Source organism: Paenibacillus contaminans, assembly GCF_003285015.1.
GTDB lineage: Bacteria > Bacillota > Bacilli > Paenibacillales > NBRC-103111 > Paenibacillus_V > Paenibacillus_V contaminans.
On record NZ_QMFB01000031.1, the window covers coordinates 104,281 to 113,373 of the forward strand.

Here is a 9,093-nt window from a genome sequence, read left to right on the forward strand (position 1 = left end):
AAATATTTTTACGAATCGCTAAACAAAAGGGGGGCGAGTCCGTCCCTGCTAACGGCAAACGCGGCGTTATACCATCCGCCTGTATTGCTCCGGAGACAAACCCACGATCTCTTTGAAATTGCGGCTGAAGTGCGAGGGCTGCTTAAAGCCTACCTGGTAACCGACCTCCGTAATCGACAGCTCTTTGTTTACGTAGATCAGCACCTTGGCCTGGTTGATCCGGAAATGGTTCAAATAATGGAAGATCGTCATCCCGGTCAACTCCTTGAACAGCTTCATCATATAATACTTGCTCAAATGTATGTGCGCTTCCAGCTGCTCCATCGATAAATCGTCCATATACCGGCTTTCGATGAACGTGATGATTTCGCGGACAACCTTCTCCTTCTCGGTCGGCGGCTTTTTTCTTTCAAGCAGCTTTTCCTGGCATTGTCCGCATATGAAAAGCAGCAAATCGACTGCCGCCGCTCGCAGCCTTCCTTGCGACAACGGCTCGTCCAGTCCGTAAAACCGTTCCAGCCTCTCAAACAGCAGGTCCATTTCCGACCGTTCGGCTTCCGCAAGCGGCTGCTTCCAAACCGCCAATTCCTCGAACGGCTGAAGCACGCGAACAGGACTGAACGGCTTAAGCAGCGGCTGCAGCATTGACGGATCGAACCTTATCCCCGTAACGATACATCGCTCATCGGCCGCCGTGACGTCTATGAACCCGCCGGATGACAGAAGCAGCGATCCCGCTTCCAGCTCGCCTTGCTCCTTGCTTTCCGCATACAGACACTTGCCCGCATGCACATAAACGATAGCGCACCCGCCCGGCTCCGCCGGAGCGGCGTACATCGGCCCCTGCTTGGCGCCGGCAGCCGCCGGCTTCGGGTCCAGCGCGATCCTGTAATCCCATTGCGAGAAAATATCGTAAGAGGCCATTCGCTCCCTCCGTTCGCTCATCGTCCCGCTGCCGCCCTTTCGTAATGCTCGCTGCGATCGAAAATCCCCCCGCTCACCGCATAAAACGTCTCATCGAGCCGGAACAAGCCGTTCGCGCTTTCCGTCCATGAAGCGCCGAAACGGGGATGATAACCGCGCATTTTCTCCCACTGCACATAGTTCTGGGCGCCGTTCGATTCCAGTATGCCGACGCTCATGCCCGGCAGCGGCGCGAGACGGGACGCCAGGTTTTTGCTCCATTCGATCATAAACGGATTTGCCGTCAAATCGCTGCAATAACAGGAAGCGCCTCGTTCGAGCGTTGCCTTCGCTATGTTCAAACATACGCTCATCGTCTTCGCGGCCGGCTGCAGCGCAATCGCCGAATAGCCGAGCTCGAGCCGCTCCAGCGCATCGCGTTCGTTATGGACGCTTTCGTCGGCGGCCATACGCACCGGCATATCCCCTACCGCTTCAAAGCAATCGGGGGCAAACGGCTCTTCAAACAGCAAAATGCGGTCCAGCGCGCCGATTCGCTCCGCGTGCTCGAACAGCCGCATGAGCCGTTCCCTTCCGTCATACCGTCCGTTCGCGTCAAGAACGTATGCGATACGCCCATTATGCGTGTATGCGCATTCCCGCTCGCGCGCCAGACGGTGAACGACGGACAGCCGGCGTTTGTCCCAATCGAGCATTTTGTCCGGATCTCCGTCTTGATTCGGGTCATAACCCAGCTTTACTTTTAATACGAAATGTCCTTCCTCGACAAGCTCCTGGATAGCCGTCTCCGTCATCCCGTACGAAATGAGCGGTACGCTTGCGAGCGCATGGTGCCGGCTGTTCAGCTGCTGACGGACAACTTCAGGCAGCAGCTCGTCGAAGGATGAAAGCTTGCGCTCCGCGGCGTACAACAGCCAGGCCGCATGGTCGACCGGCGCCAGCGCGTTCAGTACGAATGCAGGCTTCAGCCCGTCGTCGAGCAGCTTTTTACCGTACTCGAAGGCGGCTGGAAACAGTTTCTCCATCAGCTCGAGCGGCGAGCCGAAAGGCGCTTCCTTAATCAGTTGTACCGCATGGCGCGTCAACTGATGCATGATCGTGTTGCCGTGCAGCTCGCTGAATTTGGCAAAAACGCCGGGGTCCGACCACAATATGCTTTGTACGCCAAGACCGGTGCCGGATGCCCCGCTCGCCCCCTCCAAACGGACGATCGTCTGCCATACCTCGGTCAAATACGCGCCCTTGAAGCCTAGAGGAGAAGAAAGCAGCTCCCTTTCGATTGCCGCAGACGTTTGTCGGATCGTTATCATCGGTATTCCATCCTCCCCCTAGTTCGGCAGCTTCCCTGCGTGTCTTTCAATAAAATGAAATCCCAAGCTTCGCATGACGCATCGCTTGGGACGTGGTTGGATTGGCTATACCAGCGATGCGTAATGGCCGCTTTTTTCGAACACGCCGCCGCTTTGCGCGTAGAACTCGTCGTTCAGACGGAATATTCCGCCTTCCATACGCGTCCATGGAGCGCCGGCGAGCGGATGATAAGCTTGCATCGCGTCCCAGTTCCGGTAATTTTGCCGGCCGTTCGTTTCGAGCAGCCCGATCGATAAGCCAGGAAGCGGTGCGAGACGGGCCGCGACGTTTTTGTTCCAGTCCACCATAAACGGATTAACCGTCAAATCCGCGCAAAAGCACGGTATGCCGCGTTCTTCGGCGATTTTGGCGACCTTGAGGCTCATGCTCATCGTCTTCGCGATCGGCTTCAGCGCCATCGCCCGGTAGCCGAGCTCGATCCTCTCGACCGCATCAAACTCGTTATGCACGCTCTCGTCGCCGACAATGGCTACAGGAAGGCTGCTGACATCGATTTTGTTATCCTCTGCGAACGGTTCCTCGAACAGCACGATTTGCTCCAAGGCGCCGATCGCATCCGCATGCTCGAGCAGCCTTTGCACGCGGTCAAGGCCGTCGTAGCGCCCATTGGCGTCCAAATAGTAGGCGATGCGCCCGTTTGCCGTATAAGGGCTGGTGCGCTCTTTTGCAATCCTGTGTACTTTGGAAAGCTGCTGCTTATCCCATTCGAGCATTTTGTTCTGATCGCCGTCTTTGTCCGGGTCCGCGCCGATTTTGATCTTCAGCACGAAGCTCCCGGCATCGAGCATACGCACCAGCTCCTCCTCACTGGTTCCGTAAGCGACGACCGGTACCTCCGCTACGCCGGAATGCCGATGCGACAACGGTTTACGGTAAGCGGCGGGCAGCATTTCGTCGAAGCTTGCCGCGCCGGTTTCATTCGCATACAGCAGCCATGCCGCATGGTCGACCGCTACAAGCGCATTCAGCACGAACGTTAACCTGAGCCCGTTGTTGCCCGTCAGCTGCTTCCCGAACGCGTAAGCTTTCGGCAGCAGGGCGTCAAGCAGCTCGAACGGCGTCGAGAAGCTTTCCTTCTTCGCTTCCTCCAGCGCATACTGCACAATCTGCTGCATATACCGGTTTCCCGTTTCTTCGCCGCTTGCCGTGAAGATGGCCGGGTCGGACCAAAGGATGCTCTGCACGCCAAGACCGATCCCTTGCTTGCCGGACGCTCCGGTAAGCCGGACTACCGACTGCCAAAGCTCGGTCAAATAGCCGCCCTTAAAACCGAACGGCGCGAGAAGCGGTTCTTTCTCGACAGCCTGGGCCGTTTCTTTAATCGTAATCATTCACAACACTCCTACGAATCATTTTTGAGATAAAATTGCCTCACTTGATGAATAGAGGATTTTCAAGGTGCTATTTGTCTTTTGTTTTTGCTATAAATAAAACCTTGAAAGTCCACTATTTCCAAAGAACAAAAGGATGATCGGGGTATCCCAGTCTGGGAATACCCGCCATCCTTTTATGTTCGTGCATATGCTGCGCGTCGCCGGTTTTGATTTTGCCGGTCATAACCTGCTTGCGTTTAGAGAAAAATCTCTTTGCCGGTTTTGGCCGATTCGTAAATGGCCAGAACCAGCTGCACAGCCGCCCGCGCTTCGGCGCCGTTTACCATCGGCTCGCGGCCTTCGGTTACGGCATCGATCATATCCTCGATCTGGATCGAGTGTCCCGCTATCGAAATGTTGGCGGGATCGCTGCTGGACGAAGGTGCCTCCGCTACCTCCGGCTTTTCCTCGTTCCCGTCAGCGAGCACCCATTGTTGAATGCCGCTGTCGCCGAACGAAATCGTACCGCTTTCCCCGTGAAGCTCGAAACGCGCTTCTTGGCCCGGGTATACGGAAGTCGTTCCTTGAATGACGCCGAATGCGCCGTTATGGAAGCGAACGACCGCAACCGCGGTGTCTTCCACTTCGATATCGCGGGCAAGCGGTGCCGCATAGGCGAATACCGACTTGACGCCGCCCATCATCCATTGCAGCAGATCGATGCCGTGGATGCCCTGATTCATCAGCGCCCCGCCGCCATCCATCTCCCAAGTCCCTCGCCAAGTCGAGCTCTTGTAGTACTCGGGGCTTCTGTAATATTTCAGATACGCGTCGCCGAGCACCATTTTGCCGAGCTTGCCGGCTGCAATCGCCTTGCGGGCCTCGACGGCTGCAGGCATCGTGCGTCTTTGGTGGATAACGCCGAGCTTTACGCCATTAGCGGCACATGCATCGATTAAAGCGTCGATTTTGTCCAGCGTAATATCGAGGGGTTTCTCGACCAGCACATGCTTCCCCGCTTTCGCGGCCGCTATGCCGGCTTCGGCATGCACACCGCTTGGCGTACAAATGCAGATGATGTCGATATCGTCCTTGCTCAGCATTTGCGCGTAATCGTCGTATGCCTGCTCCGCGCCGAACTGCCCGGCAAATTCCCGCGCCTTATCGAGCTGGGAAGAACAAACGGCGGCAAGCTCGGCACGGTCGCTTAGCTTGATTGCCCGGGCGTGAAACTGGGCGACGACTCCGGCTCCTAATATTCCGAACCGCAATTTTTTGTCCACGAGCGCTCCTCCATAATCAAGCTGATCATTACAAGCACCCGTCCGCACTACAGCTGCAGATTTCTAAAAGCGGCGTTCACCGTTTCATTAGGAAGCTTCGCTGAAAATCTTTAGCTAAGTGAAAACAGGGTACTTGCCTTCTGCCTTACAGGTATACGCGTTTGCCCGTTTCGCGGCTTTCGTTGGCCGCTTCCATGAAGCGCATGATCTCGACGGACTGCTCCAGCGGCAGCGGCGATTGGCCGGTTTGGAACATGCCGATAACGGCTTCCAGCATGCTTGCGTACATAGGCTTGATTCCCGGTCCGTATGCGATTACTTCTTGCGGCCCTTGCTCGTGATGAATGAGGGCGCCGTAGCCGTGATTTCCTTTACGGTTTCCGCGTACGACTCCGATTCTGCCGTCCTTCCACACGCCAACCGCAACATCGAAATCTTCGCTGACCGAAGCCGTCACGTGTTCGCAGCCAGGTCCGAGAATGGTGAACGCCATCTCGACGGAATGGATGCCGTACCAGTAGTAGCCGGGGTTTGTCGGCTCGAGAGCCATCGGCGAATATACGTCCGCACCAAGAATCGCGCCTTTCTCGCTGTTTGCGATCGCCTGCGTGAGCGTCTCGGAGTAACGGAGTGACGAAGCGCTCATAACCGGGATGTTGTATTTTTGGGCCAGCTCTGCGATTTCAAGCGCTTCGCTCGAGCTTACCGTCATCGGCTTGTCGATAAATACAGGCTTGCCGTATGGCGCCACGCGCCGGAAATAATCGATATGCGTCCGGCCGTCTACAGCCTCGATCATGATCGCGTCAACCGCTTCGGCAACCGCTTCCACCGAATCCAAAATTTGCACGCCGTATTTGTCGCGAAGATCGTTCGTAAAGCCCGGCACGCGCGAATGGCTCATTTCGATATCGGCCGAGCCGCCCGGGAATGCTGCGATAACTTTGCCGCCTGCAACATGGTACTGATTTTCTGGATTGTTCAACAATTCGGTAAACGCGGTAACGTGAGACGTATCGAGGCCGATCAGGCCGATTGTCAATTGCTTAGTCATATGGTTATTCCCCTCCGCAATATGGTCCGGGCAACGCGGTCAAGTCCGCAAACGTTCCCTTTGCCCAAAGTATAGCACACGTTTTCCGCCCACTCTTCTCTCTGGGTGCTTTATTCCCGATTTTATTTATCTGAAAATGACTCCTCCTTTCGAGACGCTTCCGGAATATTTGATTTTAACGATTCGTTCGGCTGGAAAAAGCATTCGGCATCCACTATAATATAACCCTTATCGCATGCGGCCCGACTGCCGTCATGCCCTGCTCCGGCGCCCGCCGGAATTAAGCGCGCGTTGCGATACACAAGGAGAAACGGCTGCTCTTCCCTTTAAGAGCAGCAGCGTTTTAGCGACAAATGGGAACAATCATCGGAGGAACCTTTCTGACGTTTCGGATTGCGATCACGCAAACGCTCGATTTGGCTAAGTCGAAAGCGAGCGAGCCTAAACATAAACAGCACGTAAAAAAAGGAGGCTAACGCCATGGAGCAAACCCGGCAAAATCCGTTTGAGGAGGAGCTGGCCAGGCTCGAGGAAACCTCGGGCATCATCGACGCCCAGCTTGCCAAACTGCGGTCCACCCCCCGTTATTTCGGGCAAGACTTGACGGAGCAAGCGCTGGACGTACGGCGCGAGCAGCAGAGGCATACGCTCGCCGTCGCCGTCAACGAGCCGTATTTCGGCCGGCTCGATTTTCAGGAAACGGGGCGCACGGAACCGCAGCCGCTCTATATCGGGAAAGCCGGCGTAGAAAATCCGAAATCGAACGCCCCCCTCGTCATCGATTGGCGGGCGCCGATCGCCAGCCTGTTTTATTCCTTTACGGGCGGCGAGCTGACCGCCTCCTACGAATCGCCGGAAGGAATAATCGACGGCCTCGTCTACTTAAAGCGGAACCTGGTCATCCGCAAGCAAATGCTGCAGCGTGTCGTCGACACCTATGAGCGCGGGAGCGACTTGTTGCCCGTCGCCGACGAGTTTCTGCTTTACCGGCTCGGCGAGAACAAAGACAACCGGCTGCGCGACATCGTATCGACGATCCAAGCCGAGCAGGATCAAATCATACGCGCCGCCAAGAACACCGCGCTCGTCATCCAAGGCGTCGCAGGCAGCGGCAAAACGACGGTCGCCCTGCACCGGCTGGCGTTCCTGCTGTATCAATACCGCGATAATGTCAAAGCGGAAAATATGATCATTTTCGCGCCAAACTCCATGTTTCTCGATTACATCTCCGGCGTTCTTCCGGAGCTCGGGGTCGGCAATATCCAGCAGACGACATTCGCCGATTGGGCGCTTGAGCTGCTCGAGCAGGAAGTCAAGCTTGCCGACCCTTCCGCCACGCTTCGCCGCTGGTTTGCCGTGGGGCCGAAACGCCCCGTCTTATCCGATGAAACGCCCGGACGCTTTAAAGGCTCGATCGGGTACCTGCGCATGATCGAAGCATGGGTTGAAGCCTACGAGCGGACATTCGTTCCGCAGGCCGATTTCGAGCCGTGGGAAGGCCGTACGCTCGCATCGCAGCGTATTCACGAGTGGTTTTATGTCGAGTACAAGCATTATCCGCTTCTCAAGAGGCGGGAGCGAACCGTAGCCCGAATCGAGCGCTGGCTAGGAATGGAGCTCGACAAAATCGGCGATCCGAAGCGGCGTAAGGAACAGAAGAAAAAAGCGGGACAGCGGCTGAAGACGTTTCTCAAAGGCTGGCCGGCACCGACGCCATTTGCGCTCTATAAGCAAATGTTCGAAGAAGCCGCTAACGGCGGCGCATCGGCGTCCGGCGAACAGCCCTTGCATATCCCGAGCGAGGTTATCGCCGCAACCGAACCTATATGGAAGAAGAAAGAAGTGCAGCCCGAAGACCTGGCCCCGCTTCTGCTCATTCGAAGCAAGCTGGCCGGGGTGGACGGCGGCATGTTTGATCACGTCGTCGTCGACGAGGCGCAAGATTTTTCTCCGTTCCAAATCGCCCTCCTGAGCCGGCAAACGAAAGGCGGCTCGTTCACGATTCTTGGCGATTTGGCGCAAGGCATTCACGCCTACCAGGGCATCTGGAAATGGGATGAATTTCTCGGCTTGTTCGATAGCGGACAATCGGGGTATTTCCAGCTCGAGAGAAGCTATCGCTCGACGATGGAAATTATCCGCTTCGCCAACGGCGTCTTATCGCGCAGCGGCGAGACGCTGCCGCTTGCCGTTCCCGTTTTTCGCAGCGGCGACAAAGTAAGCGTAGCCTCCGTCGATCCGAAGGACAGAGACCGCATAATTGTCGAAGAGGTGCGCGAGCTGACGGAAGGCAGCGCCAGCACGGTAGCCGTTATCGGCCGCACGGAGGAAATTTGCGCTGGCCTGCATAAGCTGCTTGAAGCATCCGGCATCGCGGCTACGCTTATCGACGCGCGTCAGCGGGAATACAGAGGCGGCGTTTCCGTGCTTCCGGCTTACTTAGCCAAGGGGCTCGAATTCGACGCCGTGCTGATCGCCGACGCCGACGACAAAAACTACGAAGCGAGCGCTTTGGACGCCAAGCTGCTGTATGTCGCCTGCACGCGCGCGCTGCACCGGCTCTCGCTGCTTTACAGCGGCGAGCCGTCGCCACTGCTGGAGCTCGACCAGGAATAACGCGTCGGCCCGTCTAAAGCTCGACGGTAAATCGAGGCTGCCCCAGAAGGTCAGAGCGGGGCGGGACGTCCCAAACTATACGCAAATAAGCTTCCAAAACCACAGCTAAAGGAGGCCACTGACAAACTAATGATTTTTCAGTGAGTTCCAGTAGCGGGTACAAAAAATGCGACACTCCTCCAAATTTCTCGGTGGATGTCGCATTTTTTATAGGGTTTCGTGGTTATTTGTTAGTCATTCAGTTTCAATATTCGCTTCAGATTCACCGCGAATATTGTCATTGCTCCTTGGATCTGCATACCTAACAGACCCGAGGATGTGGCTACATCGTACCCGTGTCGATTTTTAAGTTCACTATTCTTCGCTTCGATCTTGTATCGTTCTTTTGCTTTCTCTTTGAAGTACTCACTGACCTGGAATTTGGCCTGTTCTGAGTGCTCACTGGATTTTATCGTCACCGCATATGACTTACTTGCACCACCTTTATAGCATCCTTCTTTAAACGGACAAACCTTGCATTTCTTCACATCAA

7 protein-coding genes are annotated in these 9,093 nt (G+C 55.8%); 1 reads left to right on the plus strand and 6 read right to left on the minus strand.

Translation table 11 applies throughout. From position 1 onward, the window contains the following. Positions 1–66: 66 nt before the first annotated feature. The 5 genes from DQG23_RS34005 to DQG23_RS34025 form a co-directional block, all read right to left on the minus strand. Positions 67–945: a helix-turn-helix transcriptional regulator gene (locus DQG23_RS34005; RefSeq protein ID WP_113035494.1), complete on the minus strand. Its 879-nt coding sequence runs from the start codon at positions 943–945 to the stop codon at positions 67–69. After that, complete coding sequence (locus tag DQG23_RS34010; RefSeq protein WP_113035495.1) at positions 942–2,234, minus strand: enolase-like domain-containing protein; 1,293 nt, start codon at positions 2,232–2,234, stop codon at positions 942–944. Before DQG23_RS34010 ends, DQG23_RS34005 begins: the two co-directional genes overlap by 4 nt. Positions 2,235–2,339: 105 nt before the next feature. Further along, the gene (locus tag DQG23_RS34015; protein ID WP_113035496.1) at positions 2,340–3,626 is read right to left on the minus strand and encodes an enolase C-terminal domain-like protein; all 1,287 of its coding nucleotides are present in this window, start codon (positions 3,624–3,626) and stop codon (positions 2,340–2,342) included. 239 nt (positions 3,627–3,865) lie between these two features. Beyond that, positions 3,866–4,891, minus strand: a complete 1,026-nt coding sequence (locus DQG23_RS34020; RefSeq protein WP_113035497.1) for a Gfo/Idh/MocA family protein — start codon at positions 4,889–4,891, stop codon at positions 3,866–3,868. Between the two features lie 145 nt (positions 4,892–5,036). Next, complete coding sequence (locus tag DQG23_RS34025) at positions 5,037–5,945, minus strand: Gfo/Idh/MocA family protein (RefSeq protein WP_113035498.1); 909 nt, start codon at positions 5,943–5,945, stop codon at positions 5,037–5,039. A gap of 480 nt (positions 5,946–6,425) precedes the next feature. On the opposite strand from DQG23_RS34025, the gene DQG23_RS34030 reads away from it, so the two are divergent. Continuing rightward, positions 6,426–8,561: a HelD family protein gene (locus DQG23_RS34030; protein ID WP_113035499.1), complete on the plus strand. Its 2,136-nt coding sequence runs from the start codon at positions 6,426–6,428 to the stop codon at positions 8,559–8,561. 230 nt (positions 8,562–8,791) lie between these two features. On the opposite strand, the gene DQG23_RS34035 is transcribed toward DQG23_RS34030, so the two are convergent. Continuing rightward, the coding region (locus tag DQG23_RS34035) for a transposase (RefSeq protein ID WP_192894667.1) at positions 8,792–9,093 on the minus strand (302 nt) is incomplete at its 5' end.